This is a genomic window from Allobosea sp. RCC_152_1 (genome assembly GCF_041360765.1).
GTDB classification, from domain to species: Bacteria; Pseudomonadota; Alphaproteobacteria; order Rhizobiales; family Beijerinckiaceae; genus Allobosea; species Allobosea spartocytisi.
Map to the genome: position 1 here is coordinate 62,605 of NZ_JBFUPU010000010.1, position 22,397 is coordinate 85,001.

22 protein-coding genes are annotated in these 22,397 nt (G+C 65.8%); 11 read left to right on the forward strand and 11 right to left on the reverse strand.

The annotated features are described in order from the left end of the window. Nucleotides 1-15: 15 nt before the first annotated feature. Both AB6806_RS24640 and AB6806_RS24645 read right to left on the reverse strand, forming a co-directional pair. Nucleotides 16-480, reverse strand: coding sequence for a cyclic nucleotide-binding domain-containing protein (locus AB6806_RS24640; protein WP_038359529.1), 465 nt, complete (start codon nucleotides 478-480; stop codon nucleotides 16-18). Nucleotides 481-483: 3 nt separating this feature from the next. Then, nucleotides 484-1,170: a response regulator transcription factor gene (locus tag AB6806_RS24645; protein WP_038359526.1), complete on the reverse strand. Its 687-nt coding sequence runs from the start codon at nucleotides 1,168-1,170 to the stop codon at nucleotides 484-486. An 81-nt stretch (nucleotides 1,171-1,251) separates the two neighbouring features. On the opposite strand from AB6806_RS24645, the gene AB6806_RS24650 reads away from it, so the two are divergent. Then, nucleotides 1,252-1,818 (forward strand): L,D-transpeptidase family protein, encoded by a 567-nt coding sequence (locus tag AB6806_RS24650; protein WP_370955747.1) that lies wholly within the window; start codon nucleotides 1,252-1,254, stop codon nucleotides 1,816-1,818. A gap of 107 nt (nucleotides 1,819-1,925) precedes the next feature. Next, nucleotides 1,926-2,303 carry a VOC family protein gene (locus tag AB6806_RS24655; RefSeq protein WP_185748083.1) on the forward strand — a complete coding sequence of 126 codons (378 nt, stop codon included), beginning with the start codon at nucleotides 1,926-1,928 and terminating at the stop codon, nucleotides 2,301-2,303. Nucleotides 2,304-2,467: 164 nt separating this feature from the next. Here the strand turns inward: AB6806_RS24655 and AB6806_RS24660 are convergent, their stop codons facing one another. Then, nucleotides 2,468-3,133, reverse strand: coding sequence for a YggS family pyridoxal phosphate-dependent enzyme (locus AB6806_RS24660; protein ID WP_142023468.1), 666 nt, complete (start codon nucleotides 3,131-3,133; stop codon nucleotides 2,468-2,470). A 166-nt stretch (nucleotides 3,134-3,299) separates the two neighbouring features. On the opposite strand from AB6806_RS24660, the gene leuS reads away from it, so the two are divergent. From leuS to holA, 3 genes are read left to right on the forward strand one after another with little or no spacing between them, the layout of a single operon-like run. Then, the gene (gene leuS, locus AB6806_RS24665; RefSeq protein WP_142023469.1) at nucleotides 3,300-5,924 is read left to right on the forward strand and encodes a leucine--tRNA ligase; all 2,625 of its coding nucleotides are present in this window, start codon (nucleotides 3,300-3,302) and stop codon (nucleotides 5,922-5,924) included. Next, on the forward strand, nucleotides 5,911-6,462 hold the full coding sequence (locus AB6806_RS24670; protein ID WP_112765099.1) for an LPS assembly lipoprotein LptE: 552 nt from the start codon (nucleotides 5,911-5,913) through the stop codon (nucleotides 6,460-6,462). Before leuS ends, AB6806_RS24670 begins: the two co-directional genes overlap by 14 nt. 6 nt (nucleotides 6,463-6,468) lie before the next feature. Beyond that, entirely contained in the window at nucleotides 6,469-7,497 is a 1,029-nt protein-coding gene (gene holA, locus AB6806_RS24675; RefSeq protein ID WP_142023470.1) for a DNA polymerase III subunit delta, read from the forward strand. On the opposite strand, the gene AB6806_RS24680 is transcribed toward holA, so the two are convergent. The 5 genes from AB6806_RS24680 to mnmE form a co-directional block, all read right to left on the reverse strand. Next, a complete protein-coding gene (locus AB6806_RS24680) occupies nucleotides 7,498-8,379 on the reverse strand; it encodes a ParB/RepB/Spo0J family partition protein (protein ID WP_133561182.1) in 882 nt (293 codons plus the stop codon). Between the two features lie 33 nt (nucleotides 8,380-8,412). Then, nucleotides 8,413-9,243, reverse strand: a complete 831-nt coding sequence (locus AB6806_RS24685; protein ID WP_038359513.1) for a ParA family protein — start codon at nucleotides 9,241-9,243, stop codon at nucleotides 8,413-8,415. Further along, complete coding sequence (gene rsmG, locus AB6806_RS24690) at nucleotides 9,240-9,887, reverse strand: 16S rRNA (guanine(527)-N(7))-methyltransferase RsmG (protein ID WP_370955748.1); 648 nt, start codon at nucleotides 9,885-9,887, stop codon at nucleotides 9,240-9,242. The genes AB6806_RS24685 and rsmG overlap by 4 nt, the downstream gene beginning before the upstream one ends. Next, the gene (gene mnmG, locus AB6806_RS24695) at nucleotides 9,884-11,770 is read right to left on the reverse strand and encodes a tRNA uridine-5-carboxymethylaminomethyl(34) synthesis enzyme MnmG (RefSeq protein ID WP_142023472.1); all 1,887 of its coding nucleotides are present in this window, start codon (nucleotides 11,768-11,770) and stop codon (nucleotides 9,884-9,886) included. Before mnmG ends, rsmG begins: the two co-directional genes overlap by 4 nt. Nucleotides 11,771-11,838: 68 nt before the next feature. Continuing rightward, nucleotides 11,839-13,152 carry a tRNA uridine-5-carboxymethylaminomethyl(34) synthesis GTPase MnmE gene (mnmE, locus tag AB6806_RS24700; protein WP_142023473.1) on the reverse strand — a complete coding sequence of 438 codons (1,314 nt, stop codon included), beginning with the start codon at nucleotides 13,150-13,152 and terminating at the stop codon, nucleotides 11,839-11,841. Nucleotides 13,153-13,184: 32 nt separating this feature from the next. Here mnmE and AB6806_RS24705 point away from each other — a divergent pair, with 32 nt between their 5' ends. Beyond that, the gene (locus tag AB6806_RS24705; RefSeq protein WP_142023474.1) at nucleotides 13,185-15,188 is read left to right on the forward strand and encodes a thioredoxin domain-containing protein; all 2,004 of its coding nucleotides are present in this window, start codon (nucleotides 13,185-13,187) and stop codon (nucleotides 15,186-15,188) included. 98 nt (nucleotides 15,189-15,286) lie between these two features. Here the strand turns inward: AB6806_RS24705 and rho are convergent, their stop codons facing one another. The 3 genes from rho to hemE form a co-directional block, all read right to left on the reverse strand. Beyond that, nucleotides 15,287-16,552: a transcription termination factor Rho gene (rho, locus tag AB6806_RS24710; protein ID WP_038359505.1), complete on the reverse strand. Its 1,266-nt coding sequence runs from the start codon at nucleotides 16,550-16,552 to the stop codon at nucleotides 15,287-15,289. 218 nt (nucleotides 16,553-16,770) lie between these two features. Further along, a complete protein-coding gene (hemJ, locus tag AB6806_RS24715) occupies nucleotides 16,771-17,193 on the reverse strand; it encodes a protoporphyrinogen oxidase HemJ (RefSeq protein WP_113254747.1) in 423 nt (140 codons plus the stop codon). 12 nt (nucleotides 17,194-17,205) lie between these two features. Further along, the gene (gene hemE, locus AB6806_RS24720) at nucleotides 17,206-18,258 is read right to left on the reverse strand and encodes a uroporphyrinogen decarboxylase (RefSeq protein ID WP_142023475.1); all 1,053 of its coding nucleotides are present in this window, start codon (nucleotides 18,256-18,258) and stop codon (nucleotides 17,206-17,208) included. Between the two features lie 424 nt (nucleotides 18,259-18,682). On the opposite strand from hemE, the gene AB6806_RS24725 reads away from it, so the two are divergent. Genes AB6806_RS24725 through dnaQ form a run of 5 tightly spaced genes read left to right on the forward strand, consistent with a single transcriptional unit; the run spans nucleotide 18,683 to nucleotide 22,337 of the window. Then, nucleotides 18,683-19,513, forward strand: coding sequence for a pyruvate, water dikinase regulatory protein (locus AB6806_RS24725; protein WP_038359499.1), 831 nt, complete (start codon nucleotides 18,683-18,685; stop codon nucleotides 19,511-19,513). Then, on the forward strand, nucleotides 19,510-20,127 hold the full coding sequence (locus AB6806_RS24730; protein WP_370955749.1) for a Maf family protein: 618 nt from the start codon (nucleotides 19,510-19,512) through the stop codon (nucleotides 20,125-20,127). The genes AB6806_RS24725 and AB6806_RS24730 overlap by 4 nt, the downstream gene beginning before the upstream one ends. A gap of 12 nt (nucleotides 20,128-20,139) precedes the next feature. Continuing rightward, nucleotides 20,140-20,973, forward strand: a complete 834-nt coding sequence (locus AB6806_RS24735) for a shikimate dehydrogenase (RefSeq protein WP_142023477.1) — start codon at nucleotides 20,140-20,142, stop codon at nucleotides 20,971-20,973. A gap of 16 nt (nucleotides 20,974-20,989) precedes the next feature. After that, nucleotides 20,990-21,628, forward strand: a complete 639-nt coding sequence (gene coaE, locus AB6806_RS24740; RefSeq protein ID WP_051987562.1) for a dephospho-CoA kinase — start codon at nucleotides 20,990-20,992, stop codon at nucleotides 21,626-21,628. Then, on the forward strand, nucleotides 21,621-22,337 hold the full coding sequence (gene dnaQ, locus AB6806_RS24745) for a DNA polymerase III subunit epsilon (protein ID WP_038359491.1): 717 nt from the start codon (nucleotides 21,621-21,623) through the stop codon (nucleotides 22,335-22,337). Before coaE ends, dnaQ begins: the two co-directional genes overlap by 8 nt. The last annotated feature ends 60 nt before the right edge of the window (nucleotides 22,338-22,397 follow it).

The following is a 22,397-nucleotide window of genomic DNA, read 5'->3' on the forward strand; positions in this document are numbered from 1 at the left end:
TTCGGCGCGGCAAACTTATTTCCGGTCGATCGCGCCGAGCGCAGCCCGCACGGAGACGAGCTCTTCCACGAAACCGCGCAAACGATCCCCGATCGCCTGGGCGATCGCTTCGGCCGAATCCGGCGATTCGCCGAGCACACGCCGCATCACGCTGCGTGGCAACCGCATGATCTGCGTCGGCTCGCGCGCGATCGCCGTGACCTGCCGCGGCACCGAAGTGAACAGCGCGAGCTCGCCGATCATCGCGCCAGGCCCGGCGATCTCGCTTGCGGGCTGGCCATCATCCTGCGCCGTCAGCGCCACCGCGCCCGAGACGACCAGGAAAGCGCCGTCCGAAGGCTCGCCGGCACGGAACAGCACATCGCCGGCGCGCAGGATGCGGCTCTCCGCCGCGAAGGCGAGCAGCCTCAACGCATCGCGTTCCATCAGGCTCAGCAGCGGCTGCCGGGCCAGCAGGGCCATGTCGTCGTCGAGGGCCATCCGTCAGGGATTCAGCCGGTAGCCGCCGGCATCGGTCACGAGCAGGCGGGCATTGCCGGGATCGGGCTCGATCTTCTGGCGCAGCCGGTAAATGTGGGTTTCGAGCGTATGCGTCGTCACCTGGCTGTTATAGCCCCAGACCTCCTGCAGCAGCACCTCGCGCGCGATCGGCTTGCGCCCCGCGCGGTAGAGGAAGCGCAGGATCGCGGTTTCCTTCTCGGTCAGCTTGGTCTTCGAGCCTTTCTCGCTGACGAGCAGCTTGGAGCCGGGGTGGAACGTGTAAGGGCCAACCTGAAAGATCGCGTCCTCGCTCGCCTCATACTGACGCAAATGCGCCCGGATGCGCGCCAGCAGCACGGCGAATTTGAACGGCTTGACCACATAGTCGTTGGCGCCGGCCTCGAGCCCCAGCACCGTGTCGGCATCCGAGCTCTGCGCCGTCAGCATCACCACCGGGCTCTTGAAGCCGTTCTTGCGCATCACCTTGACGGCCTCGCGGCCGTCCATATCCGGCAGGCCGACATCCATCACCACGAGGTCGATCCGCTCGTTCTGTGCGGCCTTCACCGCAGCCGTGGCGTTGCCCGCGGTCGTCAGCCGGAACTCGTCATAAAGAGCCAATTGCTCTGCCAGGGCATCGCGCAGGGTCTGGTCGTCATCGACCAGGAGAATATGATGGACGACGGACATGGGCTGTTCGCTCGGACGCAATGAGTAGGGCAACATGAGCCCGCTGAGTCGTCATCGCAAGTCACGCATTCTGGAATCCCCGTGAGAAACCGTGAAATCGCCCTCGCGCGCCCCGGCTTTCGCCCGCGCAACCTCACCTCACTGCGGGTCTTCGCCTCGGTACGTGACCGCCGCAAGGGCTTCCTCATCGCGGGCGGCGCGGTCTTTCCCTGCGCGCTCGGCCGCTCCGGCATCCGCACGATCAAGCGCGAGGGCGACGGCGGCACGCCGCGGACGCATTTGCCGCTGCGCAGCGTGTTCTACCGGGCCGACCGCCTCGCCCGGCCTCGCAGCCTGCTGCCGCTGAAACAGATCGGCCCGCGCGACGCCTGGTGCGACGACCAGACCGACCGCCGCTACAACCGCCTGATCGACCGCCCGCCGGGTGAGGCCGAGGAGCGGCTGCAGCGTGAGGACCATCTCTACGACGTCATCGTCGAGCTCGGCTGGAACGACCGGCCGGTGATTCGCGGGCGCGGCAGTGCGATCTTCTGGCATCTGGCGCGACCGGGCTTCACGCCGACTGCCGGCTGCGTCGCCGTCGAGGGGCACGTCTTCGCCAAGGTGCTGCCGCGGCTCGCGCGCCATTGCCGGATTCTGGTCAGGTGAGCTAGGACTGGCGCCGAGCACCGTCTCGATCATCCTCTTCGGAACCGATCGGCGCGTGCAGGCACTGTCCTGCATCGCTGTATCGCTCCCAGCCTTGAGACTCTGCGATGATTGATTCGGTTTCCTCCTTCCGCTTCGGGCGGATCGCCGCCACGTTGCCCGTCGCCGATATGGCCCGCGCCTGCGATTTCTACATCGAGGCGCTTGGCTTCCGGAAAGCCTTCCAGAACGGCGATCCCGTCGGCTTCATGATCCTGAAGCGCGACGCCGCCGAATTGCACCTGACACTCCAGCCCGGGCACAAGCCGGCGCCCTTCAACGTCGCGCATATGCTGGTCGAAGATATCGACGCGGTGCACGCCCTCGTCCGCGAACGCGGCCTGCGCATCGTCAAGGGCCTGCACGACAAGGATTACGGCCTGCGCGCCTTCGTCTTCGAGGACCCGGACGGCAACCGCATCGATGTCGGGGAGCCGTTGACATAAGGCGCAGAGACGCAACCTGCCCCTCTCCCCTTGCGGGAGAGGGTCGGGGTGAGGAGTCGCGCCAATCAATGGCGTTCAAACCGCAGGCGATTCCCGCCAGAGAGACCCCCTCATCCGTCTCGGCTTCATCGAGCGCCTTCTCCCGCAAGGGGAGAAGGCGAGTCTCACCCCCGCGCGCCGAAAATGGCGCTGCCGATGCGCACATGCGTCGCACCGAGCTGGATCGCCGCCTCGTAATCGGCGCTCATGCCCATGGACAGGCCCTTGAGCCCGTTGCGCGCCGCGATCTTGGCGAGCAGCGCGAAGTGCGGCGAGGGCGGCTCCGCTTCCGGCGGGATGCACATCAGACCCTCGATCGCGAGGCCGTGGACATCGCGACAGCGCGCGAGGAAGGCGTCCGTCTCGCCCGGCGCGATGCCGCCCTTCTGCGGCTCCTCGCCGGTATTGACCTGCACGAAGAGCCGCGGCGCCCGGCCGGACCTGGCGATCTCGCGCGCCAGCTCTTTCGCCAGGCTCTCGCGGTCGAGCGAATGGATCGCGTCGAAGAGTTCCACAGCCTCGCGGGCCTTGTTCGATTGCAGCGGGCCGATCATGTGGAGTTCGGCATCGGGAAAGCGCGCCTTCAGCGCCGGCCACTTGGCCTTGGCCTCCTGGACGTAATTCTCGCCGAAGACGCGCTGCCCCGCTTCGAGCACCTCGGCGATCTGCTCCGCCGGCTTCGTCTTCGACACAGCGATGAGCGTCACGCTCTGCGGCTTGCGTCCGAAATCACGCGCCGCACGCGCGACCGAGGCGCGAATCGCCTCCAGACGCGTAACCGTATCGCTCATATCGCAGCCTCTCATGCCGAGCGCGCCGTTGACCGCGTGCGCGCAATGGTGTCCTAGAACAGGATGTGGAAAACCTCACCCGGTTTTTCGCAATAGACCCCTGCGCCGGCCGCGTCCCGACCGGCAAATCCCGCAAGAATGCTTGCTGACGTGATTGCTCGCTGACATGGCCGTCGAACGCTACAACCCGAAAGAATCCGAGCCGAAATGGCGCGCCGTCTGGGATGAGCGCAAGCTCTTCGAGACGAGGAACGACGACACACGGCCGAGCTACTATGTCCTCGAGATGTTCCCCTATCCGTCGGGGCGCATCCATATGGGCCATGTCCGCAACTATGCGATGGGCGACGTCGTTGCGCGCTACAAGCGGGCCAAGGGCTTCGCGGTGCTGCATCCGATGGGCTGGGACGCCTTCGGCCTGCCGGCCGAGAACGCAGCCAAGCAGAAGAAGGTCCACCCGCGCGAATGGACCTACGCCAATATCGCGGCGATGCGCAGCCAGCTCAAATCGATGGGCCTCTCCCTGGATTGGAGCCGCGAGCTCGCGACCTGCGACCCCAGCTATTATCGCCACCAGCAGAAGATGTTCCTGGACTTCCTGAAGGCCGGGCTGGTCGACCGCAAGACGGCCAAGGTCAACTGGGACCCGGTGGACGAGACCGTTCTGGCGAACGAGCAGGTCATCGACGGCCGTGGCTGGCGCTCCGGCGCCCCGGTCGAGATTCGCGAGCTGACCCAGTGGTTCTTCAAGATCACGGAATACGGCCAGGAGCTGAACGACGCGCTCGACGGCTTGACCCGCTGGCCCGACAAGGTCCGGCTGATGCAGAAGAACTGGATCGGCCGTTCCGAGGGCCTGCTGGTTCGTTTCGCTCTCGAATCGAATGCGGCGAAGCAGGATGAGGTCGAGGTCTATACGACCCGCCCGGACACGCTGTTCGGCGCGAAATTCGTCGCCGTCGCCCCGGATCACCCAATCGCCAAGGCGATTGCCGCCGGTAACCCGGAACTGCAGGCCTTCATCGAGGAGTGCAAGCGCACCGGCACGGCGCAGGAGGCGATCGACAAGGCCGAGAAGCTCGGCTTCGACACGGGCCTGCGCGCCGTTCATCCGCTCGATCCGAACTGGACGCTGCCGGTCTATGTCGCGAACTTCGTCCTGATGGAGTACGGCACCGGCGCCATCTTCGGCTGCCCGGCTCATGACCAGCGCGACCTCGACTTCGTCAACAAATATGGCCTGGGCAATATTCCAGTCGTGGCGCCGGAAGGCACCGATCCCGCCGGCTTCGTGATCACCGACATCGCCTATGACGGTGATGGCCGCATGATCAATTCGCGCTTCCTCGACGGCAAGACCATTGCCGAGGCGAAGGAAGAGGTTGCCCGCCGTCTCGAGAGCGAGATCCGCGGCAATCGCCCCGTCGGCCAGCGCAAGGTCAATTTCCGCCTGCGCGACTGGGGCATCTCGCGCCAGCGCTATTGGGGCTGCCCGATCCCGATCATCCATTGTTCCGACTGCGGAACGATTCCCGTGCCGGATGCCGACCTGCCGGTGAAGCTGCCCGACGACGTCTCCTTCGACAAACCGGGCAACCCGCTCGATCATCACCCGAGCTGGAAGCACGTCGCCTGCCCGCAATGCGGCAAGCCGGCGCGCCGCGAGACGGACACGATGGACACCTTCGTCGATTCGTCCTGGTATTTCGCCCGCTTCACGGATCCTTGGCGCACCGACAGCCCGACCGACCGCAAGGCGGTCGACCGCTTCCTGCCGGTCGACCAATATATCGGCGGCGTCGAGCACGCGATCCTGCACCTGCTCTATTCACGCTTCTTCACCCGCGCCATGAAGAAGACCGGCCATGCCGGGCTGGATGAGCCCTTCGCCGGCATGTTCACGCAAGGCATGGTCGTGCACGAGACCTATCGCGCCGCGAATGGCGACTGGGTCGAACCCGGCAATGTCCGCATCGAGGTCTCCGGCACTGACCGGCGCGGCTTCGACGTCGAGACCGGTGCGCCGATCGAGATCGGCCCGATCGAGAAGATGTCGAAGTCCAAGAAGAACGTGGTGGACCCCGACGACATCATCGCCTCCTACGGCGCCGACACGGCTCGCTGGTTCATGCTCTCCGACTCGCCGCCGGATCGCGACGTGATCTGGACTGATGAGGGCGTGCAGGGCGCCGCCCGCTTCGTCCAGCGCCTCTGGCGCCTGATCGGCGAAATCGCCGAGCGGACCCACGGCAAGGCCGGGAAACCGGCTCAGATCGGTGACGTGGCGCTGGCGCTGCGCAAGGCGAGCCATCGCGCGCTCGATGCCGTCGGCGCCGATATCGAGCGCCTCGCCTTCAACCGCTGCATCGCCCATATCTACACGCTGACCAACGCCATCGGCAAAGCGCTCGATGCGGCGGCCGAAAAGCCTGAGCTCGGCGCGGATATGGCCTATGCGCTCCTTGAGGCCGCCACGATCATCACCCAGCTTGTCGCGCCGATGATGCCTCATCTGGCCGAGGAATGCTGGCACGCGCTCGGCCAGTCCGGCCTCGTCGGCGAGGCATCCTGGCCCGAGGCCGAGGCTGCCTTGCTGAAGGACGACAGCATCACGCTGCCCGTCCAGCTCAACGGCAAGAAGCGGGCGGAGGTGACTGTTCCAGCCGATGCCGATACCATGGCGGTGGAAGCTGCTGTTCATGCCAACGAGGCGGTTCAGCGGGCCCTCGAAGGCCGTTCCATCCGCAAGATCATCGTGGTTCCCGGGAGAATCGTGAATGTCGTCGTCTGAGACTGCGGCGCGAATCATCAAGCCGAGCCGCCGCGGCCTGGCTCTGGCCGCAGTGCTGGGCATGGCCGCGCTCGCCGGGGGCTGCTTCCAGCCGCTCTATTCGGAGTATACCGCAAGCACGGTCGGCGGCAGCGTCAAGGGCGCGCTGCGCAGCATCGAGTTTGCCGAGCTCAAGGGCCTGATCGGGCATTATCTGCGCAACGAACTGGTCTTCGAGTTCGACGGCGGCAATGAGCCGGATGCGCAGAAGACACTGAAATTCGACTCCGCCCTGGCCGAGTCGGTCGAGGTCGTCACCGTCGATTACGCCAACGGCCGCGCTGATTCGGCTGTGCTCGTCGCCACCGCGACCTGGAAGGTGACGCGGATCGGCACGGGCGAGGTCGTCTCCTCCGGCACCAACTCCGTGCGCGAGCCCTATGAGCGTTCCTCGCAGCGCTTCGCCACGGTCCGCGCCGCCCGCGACGCCCAGATTCGCGCCGCCAAGAACCTCGCCGGGCTGATTCGCGGGCAGATCTCGGCCGATCTCACCTCCTGATCCGCCATGGTCGCGATCAAGGCGCATGAAGCCGACCGAACGCTTGCGCGCCTCGACCCCGCCTGGCGGTTGATCCTGTTCTACGGCCCGGATGCCGGCCTCGTTTCCGAGCGCGCCGGCCATCTCGCCCGCAAAAGCGTCGACGACCCCAACGACGCCTTCCAGCTCATCCGCATGGATGGCGACGCCGTCGCGGCCGACCCGCTGAAACTCGTCGACGAGGCCAACACGATCGGCCTGTTCGGTGGCCGCCGCGCCATCCGCGTCTCGTCGACGTCGAAGCCGCTTCTTGCAGCCGTCGAGCCGCTGCTGGCCACGCCTTCGCAGGACGCGCTCGTCATCATCGAGGCCGGCGACCTGCAGCGCTCCAACCCCTTGCGCACTGCCTGCGAGAAGGCCAAAAGCGCGCTCGCAGTGCCCTGCTACGGCGACGCAGCCCGCGATCTGGGCTCGATCATCGACGAGATGATTCGCACCGCCGGCAAGAACATCGACCGCGGCAGCCGCGACCACCTCGCCGGCCTGCTCGGCGGTGACCGCCAGACGTCGCGGCGCGAGATCGAGAAGCTCCTGCTCTATGTCGGCAACGATCCCTCCGTCACGGAGGCCCATATCGACGCCATCGTCGGCGACACCGCCCAGCGCGAGCAAGCCATGCTGGTCGACGCCGTCTTCGCCGGGAAGCTGCCGGTGCTCGATCTGGCGCAGGCCAAGCTTTTCAGCGAGGGGCTCGATCCCGGCGTGATGCTCGGCGCCGTGCTGCGGCAGGCCCTGGCTCTGCTCAAGGCCCGGCAGAGCGTCGATGCCGGACGCGGCGTCAAGGATGTGGTCGGCACCATGCGGCTACCCTATCCGCGCATCGCCACCACCGAGGCCGCGCTCAACGCCTGGACCAGCGCCAGATTGACCGAGGCTGTTGCCCTGCTCGGCAACGCGGTCCTTGCGACCCGCCAGAACAGCGAAACGGGCCGCGCGACCGCGACCCGTGCATTGTGGACACTCGCCCGCCTCGGCCGCAATGGCCGGGCCGATTGATCAGGCCTTCAGCCGGCGGCAGAGCGCGTCGAGCTGCTCCAGCGTCCTGTAGGCGATCTTGACCTCGCCCGCGCCGCTGGGGCGATGGCTGATGACGACGGAAAGGCCGAGGGCCTCCTCCAGCGCCTTTTCCAGGGCGCGCGTATCCGGATCCTTCTCGGGCTTCGGCTTTGCGGCAACCGCGCTCTTGGTCTCGCCGCGCGCCTCATCCTGGGCGATGCGTTCGATATCGCGGACGCTAAGCCCCTGTTCGACAATCCGTTTCGCCATCAGTTCCGGGTCCGAAACAGATAGCAGCGCACGGGCATGGCCGGCCGAGACGGCGCCTCCGCTGACCAAGGCGCGCACCGGCTCCGGCAGCTTCGACAGCCGCAGCGTATTGGCGACATGGCTGCGGCTCTTGCCGATGACCCGCGCCAGATCGTTCTGGGTATAACTGAATTCGGCGATCAGGCGCTCATAGCCCGCCGCCTCTTCCATCGGGTTGAGGTCGGAGCGCTGCACGTTCTCGACGATGGCGATCTCGAGCGCCTCACGATCATCGGCTTCGACCAGGATCACCGGCACATCGTGTAGCTCGGCCCGCTGCGCCGCCCGCCAACGCCGTTCTCCGGCGATGATCTCATAGGCATCGAGCATCCCCGGGATCGAACGCACGATGATCGGCTGCAGGATACCGCGCTCGCGGACCGAAGCCGTGAGATCGTCGAGCTCCTCTTCCGCGAAGTTGCGGCGTGGATTGCGCGCGCTCGGCCGCAGGAACTCGACCGGCACGCGGCGCTGGCCACGGGCCCGCTCGATCGCGCCGATTTCCTCGCCGACATCGCCGATCAGCGCCGCCAAGCCGCGGCCAAGGCGGGAACGCCCCTGTTCTTCGGCCATCGCCATTCCTGTCAACCTCTGCGTTCTTGACTGTTAGGCCGCGGCGCGCAGGGTGCGCTCGCGCTTGATCACTTCCGAAGCCAGGCGCAGATAGGCCTGCGACCCCGAGCAGCGCAGATCGTAGAGCAGCGCCGGCTTGCCATAGGACGGCGCCTCCGAAATCCTCACATTGCGCGGAATCACGGTCTCATAGACCTTGTCGCCGAGGAAGCTCCTCACATCGGCCATGACCTGTCCGGACAGGTTGTTGCGCGGATCGAACATCGTCAGCACCACGCCCTGGATGATCAGCCGCGGATTGAGCCCGGCCTTGACCTGCTCCACCGTCTTCAGGAGCTGACTGAGGCCTTCGAGCGCGAAGAACTCACATTGCAGCGGCACCAGCACCGCATCGGCCGCAGTCATCGCATTGATCGTGATCAGGCTAAGCGAAGGCGGGCAATCGATCAGGACATAGGTCAGGTCCTGACAGCGCTGATCATAGACCAGCTCGTCGATCGCCTTCTTGAGGCGATGCGCGCGGTCCTTGGCCGAGGCGATCTCGAGCTCGACGCCGAGGAGGTCGAGCGTCGAGGGTGCCAGCGACAGCCCCGGCACCGCCGTCGGCTGCAAGGCCTGCCCGAGGCCGACATCCCCGCAGAGCACGTCATAGGTCGAGGATTTGCGGCTGCGCCGGTCGACGCCAAGACCCGTAGAGGCATTGCCCTGCGGGTCGAGGTCGACGATCAGCACCTTCTCCCCGATGGCTGCCAGCGCCGTGCCCAGATTGATCGCGGTCGTCGTCTTGCCGACGCCACCCTTCTGGTTTGCGAGCGCGATCACGCGCGGACGGCGCTGCGGGATCACGGATATGACGTCTGTCATGGATCGGCTCGTCTCTCGGCCGAGCGAATCATCAGGATTCGCGCAGCGTCGTCGGTCACGGAAGAAACGGTTGTTGCTTGAATCTTCCAATATCTGGCCGAGTCGGTCAATTCCGTATCTAGATGTTGTCCCTTGGGAAAGAGACCGAGCGCACCGGTTCTCAACAGCTCTTCGCACCAGTCGAGCAGTTGAACAAGCGGCGCGAGCGCGCGAGCCGTCACGACATCGACCTTGCCGGCGAAGCCGCCGACCGCATCCTCGATCCGCGCATTGTGAACTTTGACCCGTGCCCCGGTGACCCGCGCCGCATGACGCAGGAAGGCGCATTTGCGGGCATTGCTTTCGACGAGGTCGATCTGGCCGATGCCACGTTCGGCCAGGCAAATGCCGATGACGAGGCCCGGAAAGCCACCGCCCGAGCCGAGATCGAGCCAATGCTCCCGCTCGGAGGCCAGATTGAAGAGCTGGAGCGAGTCGGCGATGTGCCGTGTCCAGACGTCCCCCAGAGTGGCCGAGGAGACCAGATTCTTGGCGGCCTGCCAGCGCTCCAGCTCCGCCACCAGCGCGGCGAGGCGCTCCTCTGTTTCACGTGAAACAGGCGTCAAGCGCAAAGCGCGCTGCCTGTCGCTCTTATCAACAGTCACGATAGGCCTGTGGATAAATTCGCCGCGCGGCTTTTGCGGGCATGCGCCGCCAGCAAGGTCAGGGCCGCCGGCGTCATGCCCTCGATTTTTCCGGCCTGTGCCAAATCGGCGGGCCGCACCGCAGCGAGCTTCGCCTTGAGCTCGTTCGACAGGCCCGAAATCGTATCGAGATCGAGATCCGTCGGGACTTTCAGTGCCTGGTCGCGGCGATAGGCCTGGATCTCCGCCGCCTGCCGATCGAGATAGACCGCATAGACGGCATCGGCCGTCACGCGGTCAGTCACGGACGCGGAATGGGCCTGAAGCTGCGGCCAGATCGCGGCCAGCTGCTCAAAGGTAACGTCCGGATAGGACAGGATCTGATAGGCGCTGCGCCGCAAGCCGTCGCGGTTGAGCTGTATCCCCCCGATCTGCGCCTGCTGCGGCGTGAGCTGCAGCCCCTGAAGTTCAGAACGCAGAGCTTCGATCGCGCCGTTGCGTGCCTCGAAAGCCGCCAGCCTGGCCGAACCGACGATGCCGAGCTCCGTCCCGAGCATCGTCAAGCGCTCATCCGCATTGTCTACCCGCAGCGACAGGCGGAATTCCGCGCGCGAAGTGAACATTCGATACGGTTCCGTAACGCCATGCGTCACCAGATCATCCACCAGAACGCCGATATAGGATTGCGCCCGGTCGAAGACTGCCGGCTCCCGCCCGCTCGCGCGGCGTGCCGCATTCAGGCCAGCCAGCAATCCCTGGGCCCCGGCCTCCTCATACCCCGTCGTACCGTTGATTTGCCCGGCCAGGAAGAGCCCGCCAATGGCGCGTGTCTCCAGGGTGTTGTTCAATGCGCGCGGATCGATGAAATCATACTCGATCGCGTAGCCCGGCCGCAGCATCGCTGCTCGTTCCAGACCCGGAATGGTCTTGAGCAGGTCGCGCTGAACATCCTCCGGCAACGAGGTCGAGATACCGTTGGGATAGACGGTGTCGTCGTCGAGACCTTCCGGCTCGAGAAAGATCTGATGGCCGTCGCGGTCGCCGAAGCGGCCGACCTTGTCCTCGATCGAGGGACAATAGCGCGGACCGCGCCCCTCGATCTGCCCCGAGAACATCGGCGCGCGATGGAGATTGGCGCGGATCAGGTCGTGACCGGCCATGGTCGTGCGGGTGATGCCGCATGAAATCTGCGGATTGGTGATCTTCTCGGTCAGCGCCGAGAACGGCTCGGGCAATTCGTCGCCGGGCTGCATCTCCAGCGCCGCCCAGTCGATCGTGCGACCATCGAGGCGGGGAGGGGTGCCGGTCTTGAGCCGGCCCAGCGGAAAGCCATGGCGCTCCAGCGTCGCGGAGAGGCCGAGTGACGGCGCCTCCCCGACGCGCCCCGCCGGAATCTTGGTTTCCCCGATATGAATCAGACCGCGCAAAAACGTCCCGGTCGTCAACACGACCGTTCCGGCAGCGAATCGACGTCCATCGGCGAGCAGAACTGCCGAGACACGCCCGTTCTGAACCTCGATATCGAACGCGTCACCGGCAATGACATCGAGATTCGGCTGCTCCGCCAGCAGATCCTGCACCGCCAATCGGTAGAGCTTGCGGTCGGCCTGAGCCCGGGGACCGCGTACCGCCGGCCCCTTGCGGCGGTTAAGCATGCGGAACTGGATACCGCCGCGATCGGCAGCGCGCCCCATGATGCCGTCGAGCGCGTCGATCTCGCGCACGAGATGCCCTTTGCCGAGCCCGCCGATCGCCGGGTTGCAGGACATCACGCCGATCGTTTCGGGCTTGTGCGTCACCAGCGCGGTCCGCGCGCCGAACCGCGCCGCGGCCGCAGCGGCTTCCGTCCCGGCATGGCCGCCGCCGACGACGATGACATCGTAGGTTTGCGCGAGGGATGACATGGGTTTTCGCTAGCGAAGCAAAGGGTACCGGTCAATCGCCGATTGTACCACCGGACCCAGGACGGCCCTCACTTGCCGATGCAGAACCCGGCAAAGAGATGATCCAGCACATCCTCGACGCCAATGCGTCCCACCAGCCGCTCCAGCGCCATCACCGCAAGGCGGATATCCTCGGCCAGCAATTCGCTCGGTGCACCCACGGATTTGGTCGCGCGCTCCAGCGCGGCGATGGCGTCGGCGACTGCGATGCGGTGGCGCTCCCGCGTCAACAACGCGGGCTCACCTTGCCCGAGCCCGCGCAGATACTCCCCGATGGCCGCAAGAAGCTCCGGCAGCCCTTCGCCATTCTTCACCGAAATGGCGCGCTCGCCAGGCAGAACGGTTCCGCCAAGATCGGCCTTCGTCGCGACAGGGATCTGCGGAACCTCTTCCGCCGTCCGGTACGGCTCCGAATCGATCCCGCGCAGGCTGAGGACGAGGTCGGCGCGCTCCAGCAGCGCGCGAGCGCGCCTGACACCCTCCACCTCGATCGGATCGAGGCTCTCCCGCAGACCGGCCGTGTCGATCAGGATGACCGGCAAGCCATCGAGGTCGAGCCTGACCTCGAGCGCATCCCGCGTCGTTCCGGCAACGGGCGAGACGATGGCCACATCGCGACGCGCCAGCGCATTCAGCAGGCTCGACTTGCCGGCATTGGGTGGGCCCGCCAGGACGACGACGAAGCCTTCGCGCACGCGCTCGCCCATCGCGAAACTGCCGAGTGCCCTGCGCAGTGATCCCAGGACGCTAGCTGCGATCCGCATGGCCTCGTCATGCAGGGGCCCCTCGACATCGCCTTCATCGGAGAAGTCGATCTCGGCGGCTAGGAGCGTCATGGCTTCCAGCAGTTGCGTGTGCCATTGCCCCGCCAGAACGCCGAGCGCGCCGTCCATCTGGCGCAAGGCCTGCCGCCGCTGCCATTCCGTTTCCGAATCGATCAGATCGGCGAGACCCTCCACCGCCGCCAGATCGAGCTTGCCGGCCTCGAAGGCGCGACGGGTGAATTCGCCGGCTTCCGCCAGCCGCAAACCCGGTAGTGCCGTGAGATGTCGCAGTAGTGCCGCAAGCACCGCACGCGAGCCATGTATATGAAATTCAACGATATCTTCGCCGGTAAAGCTGGTAGGGCCAGGGAAGAACAGAACGAGTCCCCGGTCGATCACCTGGCCCTCGGCATCGCGCAGAACCCGCAAGGTCGCCAGCCTCGGCTGCGGTATGATTCCGGCCGTCGTTTCGAGAGCGAATCGAACACGTGGCCCCGATACGCGCAGCACGGCGACACCGGCCCGACCGGGTGCCGAGGACAGCGCGACAATGGTAGATTGCGGGTCGTGACCGCTCATGGCGCCCACCCCGCGCCAGGAAGGACTGCCGCATGAACCGCCTCTCCGGCGCTGCCAGCCCCTATCTGCTCCAGCATCGCGACAACCCCGTCGAGTGGTGGGAATGGAGCCCGGAGGCCTTCGCCGAAGCCCGGCGCAGCAACCGCCCCGTGCTGCTCTCGATCGGCTATGCCGCCTGCCATTGGTGCCATGTCATGGCGCATGAGAGCTTCGAGAATGCGGCGACCGCCGCCGTCATGAACGAGCTCTTCGTGAACATCAAGGTCGATCGCGAGGAGCGCCCGGACATCGACCATGTCTACATGACCGCGCTGCACAGCCTCGGCGAACACGGCGGCTGGCCACTGACCATGTTCCTGACGCCGGATGGCGACGCCTTTTGGGGGGGCACCTATTTCCCGCCGGAGCCCCGCCACGGCCGGCCGTCCTTCACGGCCGTGCTGCGACAGCTTTCCGCAATCTTCCAGCGCGAGCCGGAGCGAATCGCGAGCAATGCCGCGGCGATCCGTGAAGCGTTGCAGCGGGCCGAAACCGTGACGCTCGCCGCTATCGGGGAGCCGGATCTCGACCATCTCGCCGCGCAGATCGCGAGCGCTTTCGACCCGATCGATGGCGGCTTCAAGGGTGCGCCGAAATTCCCGAATGCCGGACTGGTCGAATCACTCTGGCGCGCGGGAACCCGGCAGCCGGCTTCCGAAGCCGCCTTGCAGGCGGGCGTTCTGACGCTGGATCGGATGGCCCGTGGCGGCATCCGCGATCATCTCGGCGGTGGCTTCGCCCGCTATGCCGTCGATGGGCGCTGGCTCGTGCCCCATTTCGAGAAGATGCTCTACGACAACGCGCAGCTCCTGCCGCTCTATGCCCTCGAGGCGAAGCGCAGCGGAAGCACGCTGGCGCGGGATGCGGCGGCCGGAATCGTCAACTGGCTCGAGCGCGAGATGCTTCTGCCGGAAGGCGCCTTCGCCGCCAGCCTCGATGCCGATTCCGAAGGCGTCGAAGGCAAGTTCTATGTCTGGTCCCTGGCCGAGATCACCGCGCTTCTCGGGCCGGACGATGCCGCGTTGTTCGCCCGGCATTACAATGTCACCGCCCATGGCAATTGGGAGGAAACCAACATCCTCAACCGGCTCGATACGCCGGACCCTGATGCCAAAACCGCGCTACGCCTCACCGCAATGAAGGAGCGGCTGCTCGCGGAGCGGGCTCTGCGCATACCTCCGGCGCGGGACGACAAGATCCTCGCCGATTGGAACGGGTTGATGATCGCCGCGCTCGCCCGCGCTTCCGGCTTGCTGGATCAGCCGCATTGGCTTGACCTCGCCAGAAGCGCTTACCGTTTCGTGGCCGAATCGATGGCGGATGGCGATGGCCTCGCCCATTCCTACCGCCTCGGACGGCTGATCAGGCCCGGCTTCGCCCTGGATCACGCCGCCATGATCGATGCAGCCCTTGCTTTGCACGATTCGATGCTGGAGCAGCACTACCTCGAAGACGCGCGGCGCTGGTCACGGCATCTCGATCGGCACTACCGGGATGCAGACACCGGCCTCCTCGGAATGACTCGGCCTGAATCGGGAGAGCTGCCAGTCCTACCGAGGCCGACTCACGACGACGCGGTACCCAATGCGCTCGGTGTCCATGCCGCCAATCTCGTGCGGCTCGCGGCCAAGACCGGCGCTCCGACGGACAGGGAGCAAGCCCAGGCCTTGATGAAAGCGGCCTTGCAGGCCGCCGGCCGCGCACCGATGGCTCATGGCTCGGTCCTCAACGCCTACGACCTAGCGCGCAACGGCGTCGAGATCGTCCTCGCCGGGCCCGACCGCGCAGCCTTCCATGCCGCGGCGCGCAGCCTGCCCTACACGACGACGATCCTGGTCGATTGCCCGGATGGCGAGGCCTTGCTGCCGGATCATCCGGCTTCCGCCATGCTGCGACAGGCCGGGCGTGGCGCTGCCTTCATCTGTTTCGAGGGCCGTTGCCTGCCGCCCGTCACGGATCCGAATCGATTGGCCGAAGCCATCGCCGCCGGCCGATAGCTCCTGCGGAGTCCAATGGCGGCCAAACGAAAACGCCGCCGCTCCTCGCAGAGCGGCGGCGTCGGATCGAACGGGTCTGAGTGGCCGGAACCAGCCGGTCAGGTGTTCATGGAATCGAAGAATTCCGAGTTCTGCTTGGTCTGGCGCAGCTTGTCCAACAGGAACTCGATCGCGTCCTGCGGGCCCATCGGGTTGAGGATGCGGCGCAGCACATAGGTCTTCTGCAGGTCCGAACGCGGCGTGATGAGCTCTTCCTTGCGGGTGCCGGACTTGATGATGTCGATCGCCGGGAAGATGCGCTTGTCGGCCACCTTGCGGTCGAGAATGATTTCCGAGTTGCCGGTGCCCTTGAACTCTTCGAAGATCACCTCGTCCATGCGCGATCCCGTATCGATCAGCGCGGTGGCCACGATGGTCAGCGAGCCGCCTTCCTCGATGTTGCGGGCCGCGCCGAAGAAGCGCTTCGGGCGCTGCAGCGCATTGGCGTCGACACCGCCGGTCAGCACCTTGCCGGAGGACGGAACGACGGTGTTGTAGGCGCGGCCGAGACGCGTGATCGAATCCAGCAGGATCACCACGTCACGGCCATGCTCGACCAGGCGCTTGGCCTTCTCGATCACCATTTCCGCAACCTGGACGTGGCGCGACGCCGGCTCGTCGAAGGTCGAGGACACGACCTCGCCCTTCACCGAACGCTGCATGTCCGTGACCTCCTCCGGCCGCTCGTCGATCAGCAGCACGATCAGATAGCACTCGGGATGATTGGTCGTGATCGACTGCGCGATGTTCTGCAGCAGCACGGTCTTGCCGGTGCGCGGCGGCGCCACGATCAGGGCGCGCTGGCCCTTGCCGATCGGCGCCACGATGTCGATGACGCGCGGCGAGAAATCCTTCTTGGTCGGATCCTGCACCTCGAGCTTGAGCCGCTGATCCGGATAGAGCGGCGTCAGGTTGTCGAAGTGGATCTTGTGCTTGATCTTCTCCGGGTCTTCGAAATTGACCGTATTCACCTTGAGCAGGGCGAAATAGCGTTCGCCATCCTTCGGCCCGCGGATCGGCCCCTCGACCGTATCGCCGGTGCGCAGGCCGAACTTCCGAATCTGCGAAGGCGAGACATAGATGTCGTCCGGGCCGGGCAGGTAGTTCGAATCGGGCGAACGCAGGAAGCCGAAGCCGTCCTGCAACACCTCGACGACGCCCTCGCCCAGGATTTCCGTCTCACGCGCGGCGAGCTGCTTGAGGATGGCGAACATCAGCTCCTGCTTGCGCATGGTGCTGGCGTTCTCGACCTCCACCTCCTCGGCAAAGGTCAGCAGTTCGGTCGGAGACTTGCTCTTGAGCTCTTGGAGCTTGATTTCCCGCATGGGGCACCCGGATCTAACGCCCCGCTAAGGCGGGGTGGGGATGGTACTGGAGTGATCGACTTGGGTTCGAACCGAACCTGCGCGGGGGGATTGTGCGCCATGAGCTGCTGCGGGGCAGCGGGCTCACGTACAGTCGACAACAGGGAGGACGCTGGAGAAGCGTGGCATTCTGATAACGGGAAATGTCGCTGGGCTCAAGCGGGAAACGACGGCTCCCGTCAGAACGGCTTCACGATGACGAGAATGACGATGAAGACCATGAGCAACGCCGGCACTTCGTTGAGAATGCGATAGTAGCGCGCCGACTTGGTGTTTCGGTCCGCAGCGAAGTCCTTCACCCGCCGGGACAGGACGCCATGGATCCCGGAGAGAAGGATGACGAGCAGGAACTTGGCGTGGAGCCAGCCGCCTTTGAAGGCGAAAGCGTACCAGGCGAGGTAGAGCCCGAGCACCCAGGTCGCGATCATCGCCGGATTGATGATGCCCTTGAGCAGCCGTCGCTCCATGACCTTGAAGGTCTCGGACTGGATCGAGCCGATCTGCGCTTCGGCGTGATAGACCATCAATCGCGGCAGATAGAGCATTCCGGCCATCCAGGAGATGACCGCCATGACGTGGAAAGCCTTGATCCATTCATACATGGCTTGAGCCTTTCAGCCGCGCACTGCCCTGAGCAGACGTTCGACATGGGAAATCGGCGTGTCCGGCAGGATGCCGTGGCCGAGATTGAACACGAAGGGAGCCGAACCGAAAGCGGCCAGGATCGCCTCCGTCTCCCGCTCTAGCTCTGGCCCGCCAGCGCGAAGGATCTGCGGATCGAGGTGCCCCTGCACCGGCACGAGCGACTGGATCTCGTCACGCACGAAATCCCGGTCGATCGCGCTTTCGAGGCCGACGGCATCGACGCCGGTTCCCCGGACATAATCCGGAATCAGCCGGCCGGCCCCTCGGGGGAAACCGATAATGCGGACCTGCGAATGCACCGCCCGAACCCCGTCGACGATCCGTTTCGTCGGCGCGACGCACCAGCGCTGGAAATCCTCGGGAGCGAGCACGCCGGCCCAGCTATCGAAAATCTGCACCGCGTCGACCCCGGCGGCGATCTGGGCGTTGAGATAGGTGATCGATGCCGCGACAATCCGGTCGATGATCTCCTGGAACAACGCCGGGTTCCTGCCAAAGAGCGCGCGCGCCGGCCCCTGGTCCGGCGTACCGCGGCCGGCGACCATATAGGTCGCCACCGTCCAGGGCGCGCCACAGAAGCCGATGAAGCCGGTCTGCCTGGGCAGGGTACCGCGGACGCGCTGCACGGTCTCGATGATCGGCGTGAGCTTGCCGTCATCCGCCAACTCATCGATGGCTGCGAGCCTCTCCTGCGTATCGACGGGTTCGAGACGCGGCCCCTCGCCCTCCGCGAACCAGAGCTTCTGGCCCAGCGCCTGAGGCACCACGAGAATGTCGGAAAAGAGGATGGCCGCGTCGAAACCAAATCGGCGAATCGGCTGGAGCGTCACCTCGGCGGCCAGCTCAGGATTGTAGCACAGCGACAGGAAGCTGCCGGCACGCGCCCGAACCTCGCGGTACTCCGGCAGAAAACGCCCGGCTTGCCGCATCAACCAGATTGGCGGCTTCGACAGAACCTCGCCTGAAAGTGCCCGCAGGATAGCAGGTGTCTCGGTCGTCACAGAGCCTGCCGGGCGATCCATCTCACATCCTCTATTAAAGCAAAGAGATTCTTAGAAAGACTCTTTTTCTTTGACTCTTGGGCAGGGGAGATAGCCCGCCGCAATTCTGTCCACAACCGTTCCACAGGCGGTGGGACAGCAGGTCGCGGTCGGTTCACTCGGACCAAAGCCGTTAAGGCTTTCTTAACGAATGGAATCCGGCGGTTCACTCCGACCCGTCGGAATGATTCACGTGAAACACTTTCTTTACCATGCACAGCCGCCGGCCTGTTGATCGTTGGGCCGAGTTGTACAGGGGCAGCGCCCGGGCCCGTCGCTTGCGAGTCTTATCCACATCACTCCCGATGCCATGGGATAACCCATCGGCTCTCCGGATCGGCGAGGCCGATTTGCCAAAGCCGTATCTCGCGTTAGAGGTGAAACGAGCTTCACCGCGAGGGCTGCCGTGGTTCGCAATTACTTCCACCTTCATCTCGTCTCCGACGCGACCGGCGAGACGCTGATCGCGGTCAGCCGCGCCGCGGCCGCGCAATATGAAACCGTCTCGGCGATCGAGCATGTCTATCCGCTGGTGCGTTCAGAAGCGCAGCTCGCCCGCGTCCTTGCCGAGATCGAATCCTCGCCCGGCGTGGTGCTCTACACCCTGGTCGAGCCGGAGTGGCAGGAGAAGCTGGAGAATTTCTGCCGGGAGCTCGGCTGTCCCTGCCTGTCGGTTCTCCAGCCGGTGCTGTCCTTGTTCCAGTCCTATCTGGGCCAGACCTCGGCGACGAAACCGGGCGCGCAACACGTGCTCAACACCGAATATTTCCGCCGCATCGACGCGATGAACTACACGCTGTTGCACGATGACGGCCAGATGGGCGGGGACCTCGAGAGCGCCGACGTGATCCTTGTCGGCATCAGCCGCACCTCGAAGACGCCCACGAGCATCTACCTCGCCAATCGCGGCATCAAGACCGCGAACATCCCCCTCGTGCCGAACGTGCCCCTGCCGGTCGAGCTGGACGGGGCGCGGAAACCCTTGATCGTCGGGCTCGTCGCGAGCCCCGACCGCATCGTGCAGATCCGGCAGAACCGCCTGCTCTCGCTGCGCGCCGATGACGAGACGCCCTATGTCGACCCGGCGGCGGTTGCCGACGAGGTCGCCCAGTCGCGCCGCCTCTGCGCCCGCAAGGGCTGGCCGGTGATCGACGTGACGCGCCGCTCGATCGAGGAGACGGCCGCCTCGATCCTCGATCTGCTGCGCGACCACCGTATGAAGTTCATCGCGACATGACGCGGCTGTGGCTATCGCCGGCGCCACTTATCCTCGCCTCGGGCAGCGTCACCCGCCGCGACATGCTGGTCGCCGCCGGGCTTCCGGTCGAGACCGTCAAGCCGGGTATCGACGAGCGTGCCGTCGAAAAACCGCTGGCCGCGCAAGGGGTGACGGCGGACCGGATTGCCGCGGCTCTGGCGGAAGCCAAGGCGCTCTCCGTCTCGCAGGAACGGACCGGCCGGATCGTGCTCGCCGCCGACCAGACCCTGACCTGCGAGGGCGTGGCCTTCCACAAACCGGAGGACGCGACGTCGGGAAGCAGCCAGATCGCGTCTCTCGCAGGGCGGAGGCATGAGCTGCATTCCGCCTTCGCGCTGGCGCGGGACGGGGAGGTCCTGGCGCGTGGCTGCGAAACTGCACGGCTGACGATGCGGCCGTTGGATTCCGCTTTCATCGCTCGCTATGTCGAAGCCGCCGGCCCGGCCATCCTCTCCAGCGTCGGCGGCTATCAGCTCGAAGGGCTCGGCGCGCAGCTCTTCGAGCGGATCGAGGGCGATCACTTCACTATCCTCGGCTTGCCGCTGCTGCCCGTCCTCTCGGCCCTGCGCGATCTCGGCCATCTCGCCCGCTAACTGGATTTTGCGATGTCTCCTCAGTGCTTCGTCATCGGCCACCCCATCGCGCATTCGCGCTCGCCGCTGATCCATCGCGAATGGCTCAGGCAATACGGGATCGCCGGCTCCTATGAACGCATCGACGTGGCGCCGGTCGATCTGCCGGCCTTCGTCGCGAGGCTGCGAGACGGCGAGTTCGCCGGCGGCAATGTCACGGCACCGCTCAAGGAAGCGATGATGGCGCTGGTCGACGAGGTCAGCGAGGCTGGCCGGGTGGTTGGAGCCGTCAACACGCTCTGGCGCGATGGCGGCCGGATCATCGCGGATAACACCGACGTGTCCGGCTTCCTCGCTCATCTCGACGCGACCGTCCCCCATTGGGAGAGCCGGGTGAACACGATCCTCGTTCTCGGTGCCGGCGGCGCTGCGCGTGGCGTCGCCTTCGGTCTCCAGTCGCGCGGGATCGGCCGCATCCTGATCGCCAATCGAAGCCGCGCCCGCGCCGACGAGCTCGCCGCAGCTTTCGGAGCGCCGCTGGAGGTGATCGATTGGGAGCGTCGGAGCGAGGCCGTCGGGCAGGTCGATCTCATCGTCAACACGACGCCGCTTGGCCTGCAGGGCAAGCCGCCGCTGGAGATGGACCTCTCGGCTCTGCGGCCGGGCACCATCGTCGACGACATCAACTACGTCCCGCTGAAGACGGCGCTGCTCGCCGAGGCGGAACGGCGCGGCGGTGTCATCGTCGACGGCCTCGGCATGTTGCTGCACCAGGCGACCCCGGGCTTCGCCCGCTGGTTCGGCGTCTCGCCGCAGGTGACGCCGACACTACGCGGCCTGATCGAAGCCGATATCCTGAAGGCCTGATTCGCGGGACGTGGACATGACCTTCGTACTGGGGCTGACGGGCTCGATCGGAATGGGCAAATCGACGACCGCCGGGCTCTTCGTGAAGCAGGGCGTGCCACTGCATGATGCCGATGCCGCTGTGCACCGCCTGCATCGCGGCCGGGCCGTGGCGCCGATCGCGGCAGCCTTTCCCGGCACGGTCGTCGATGGCGTGGTCGATCGCGCCAGGCTCGGGGCGGCGGTACTGGGCAAGCCCGAGGCGCTCAAGCAGCTCGAAGCGATCATCCATCCGCTCGTGCGCGAGGAGGAGGAGGCGTTCCTTGCACGGTGTCGTGCAGAGGGCGCCGGCCTCGCGGTCATCGATGTGCCGCTCCTGCTCGAGACGGGCGGCGAGGGGCGCTGTGACGCCGTGCTCGTTGTGACCGCCCCGGCCGAGGTTCAGCGCGAGCGCGTGCTGTCGCGCCCCGGCATGACGGCGGAGAAGTTCGCCGCGATCCTGTCACGCCAGATGCCGGATGCGGAGAAGCGTCGCCATGCCCATTTCCTTGTGGACACCTCGCGCGGTCTGATGGCGGCCGAACGGCAAGTCCGCTCTATCCTGACGGCATTGGCCGCGCGCCCCGGACGTAGGGGCGGCCCAGAGCTCCGGAACAAGGTCCCGACCGATGCGTGAGATCGTCCTGGACACCGAAACCACCGGCGTCGAGCCCCATAACGGCGACCGCATCGTCGAGATCGGCTGCGTCGAGCTGATCAACCACTGCCCGAGCGGGCGCAACTACCACGTCTACATCAATCCCGAACGCTCGATGCCGGTCGAGGCCTTCAACGTCCACGGGCTCTCGGAGCAGTTCCTCTCCGACAAGCAGGTCTTCGCCGAGATCGCCCAGGAGTTCCTGGACTTCATCGCCGATGCCCGGTTGGTGATCCATAACGCCGCCTTCGACGTCGGCTTCATCAACATGGAGTTCAAGCGCCTCGGCCTGCCGCCGATCGAGCCGGCCCGCGTGGTCGATTCGCTGTCGATGGCGCGCCGCAAGCATCCCGGCGCCTCCAACAGCCTCGACGCGCTCTGCTCGCGCTATGGCATCGACAACAGCCGCCGCACCAAGCACGGCGCGTTGCTCGACTCCGAGATCCTGGCCGAGGTCTATATCGAGCTGATCGGCGGCAAGCAGGCCTCGCTCGGCCTCGGTGTCGAGGCGGCGGCGGGGCGGCCGGGCCTCGCCGCGCCCGTGCTGGAGAAGCCGCAGCGCCAGCGCCCGCTGGCACCGCGCCTCGACGAGGCCGCCATCAAGGCGCATGAGGCCTTCATCCTCAGCTCGCTGAAGGCCCCGCTCTGGAAGGGCTATCTCGGCATCACCGACGAGGCGGCTCAGTAAGCCTTGGGCGTCATTCTCGGGCGGAGCGAAGCGCAGACCCGAGAATCTCGAGACCAGAAA

Excerpts from the sequence above, each read along its gene's own strand:
- AB6806_RS24680 (WP_133561182.1), bottom strand. The coding sequence starts at position 8,379 with ATGGCCGAAGAACAGGGGCGTTCCCGCCTTGGCCGCGGCTTGGCGGCG.
- holA (WP_142023470.1), top strand. The coding sequence starts at position 6,469 with ATGGTCGCGATCAAGGCGCATGAAGCCGACCGAACGCTTGCGCGCCTC.
- AB6806_RS24645 (WP_038359526.1), bottom strand. The coding sequence starts at position 1,170 with ATGTCCGTCGTCCATCATATTCTCCTGGTCGATGACGACCAGACCCTG.
- coaE (WP_051987562.1), top strand. The coding sequence starts at position 20,990 with ATGACCTTCGTACTGGGGCTGACGGGCTCGATCGGAATGGGCAAATCG.
- rho (WP_038359505.1), bottom strand. The coding sequence starts at position 16,552 with ATGCGGGAAATCAAGCTCCAAGAGCTCAAGAGCAAGTCTCCGACCGAA.
- AB6806_RS24655 (WP_185748083.1), top strand. The coding sequence starts at position 1,926 with ATGATTGATTCGGTTTCCTCCTTCCGCTTCGGGCGGATCGCCGCCACG.
- leuS (WP_142023469.1), top strand. The coding sequence starts at position 3,300 with ATGGCCGTCGAACGCTACAACCCGAAAGAATCCGAGCCGAAATGGCGC.
- AB6806_RS24735 (WP_142023477.1), top strand. The coding sequence starts at position 20,140 with ATGTCTCCTCAGTGCTTCGTCATCGGCCACCCCATCGCGCATTCGCGC.
- AB6806_RS24660 (WP_142023468.1), bottom strand. The coding sequence starts at position 3,133 with ATGAGCGATACGGTTACGCGTCTGGAGGCGATTCGCGCCTCGGTCGCG.
- AB6806_RS24705 (WP_142023474.1), top strand. The coding sequence starts at position 13,185 with ATGAACCGCCTCTCCGGCGCTGCCAGCCCCTATCTGCTCCAGCATCGC.
- mnmE (WP_142023473.1), bottom strand. The coding sequence starts at position 13,152 with ATGAGCGGTCACGACCCGCAATCTACCATTGTCGCGCTGTCCTCGGCA.
- AB6806_RS24730 (WP_370955749.1), top strand. The coding sequence starts at position 19,510 with ATGACGCGGCTGTGGCTATCGCCGGCGCCACTTATCCTCGCCTCGGGC.
- AB6806_RS24670 (WP_112765099.1), top strand. The coding sequence starts at position 5,911 with ATGTCGTCGTCTGAGACTGCGGCGCGAATCATCAAGCCGAGCCGCCGC.
- mnmG (WP_142023472.1), bottom strand. The coding sequence starts at position 11,770 with ATGTCATCCCTCGCGCAAACCTACGATGTCATCGTCGTCGGCGGCGGC.
- hemE (WP_142023475.1), bottom strand. The coding sequence starts at position 18,258 with ATGGATCGCCCGGCAGGCTCTGTGACGACCGAGACACCTGCTATCCTG.
- AB6806_RS24685 (WP_038359513.1), bottom strand. The coding sequence starts at position 9,243 with ATGACAGACGTCATATCCGTGATCCCGCAGCGCCGTCCGCGCGTGATC.
- dnaQ (WP_038359491.1), top strand. The coding sequence starts at position 21,621 with ATGCGTGAGATCGTCCTGGACACCGAAACCACCGGCGTCGAGCCCCAT.
- hemJ (WP_113254747.1), bottom strand. The coding sequence starts at position 17,193 with ATGTATGAATGGATCAAGGCTTTCCACGTCATGGCGGTCATCTCCTGG.
- AB6806_RS24640 (WP_038359529.1), bottom strand. The coding sequence starts at position 480 with ATGGCCCTCGACGACGACATGGCCCTGCTGGCCCGGCAGCCGCTGCTG.